This window comes from Bacteroides sp. 2_2_4, assembly GCF_000157055.1.
GTDB lineage: Bacteria > Bacteroidota > Bacteroidia > Bacteroidales > Bacteroidaceae > Bacteroides > Bacteroides ovatus.
Map to the genome: position 1 here is coordinate 1 of NZ_EQ973413.1, position 612 is coordinate 612.

Annotated in this window: 1 protein-coding gene; it reads left to right on the forward strand. The window is 42.3% G+C overall.

The window, feature by feature from the left end; genetic code table 11:
* Window positions 1–38: 38 nt before the first annotated feature.
* Window positions 39–587 (forward strand): hypothetical protein, encoded by a 549-nt coding sequence (locus tag BSCG_RS00055; RefSeq protein WP_004312090.1) that lies wholly within the window; start codon window positions 39–41, stop codon window positions 585–587.
* Window positions 588–612: the final 25 nt, after the last annotated feature.

Sequence of the window (612 nt, forward strand, 5' to 3'; positions counted from 1 at the left end):
TTTTTGCGTATCTTTGTCTTACTATAAAACAAGGAGATATGACATTTGACGACATTACTGGAGATAGAAAATTATGGGCTGTACACTTTGAAGGCGAGGATGATAACGAACTTTATAAGGTGTTCAACAACTGGGCGGACGTGGTTTGGCTACGTGCTTTCTTCAAGGAGAACATTGACGACTTGAACGCCTACTTTAAAATAACAGACATAAAAGAAGCTATCAGCGATACGATTGAAGATAGTGAACGCCTTCGATACATCATAATGGACATCTCCCCGGAAACCGATTTAAGCAAAATATTCCGCCCGCTGGACAACAACCAGGCTTCGGATGTGATGCTGCAAAAAGAAAAGGCCCGGTTAAAACGTAAATACGGTCACTCGTCATGGCTCCGGCTATACGCTATCAAATTGATTCAAGGCAACTACATCATCACCGGAGGCGCCATCAAGCTGACGGCTACGATGCAGGAAAGAGAGCACACCAGGCAGGAACTTGTGAAAATAGACAAAGTCCGACGCTACCTGCTGGAAGAAGGAATTATTGATGACGAAGGGTTTATAGAGTATATTAGTGAATTATAATTTGGGAGGAATAGTATGGAAAATA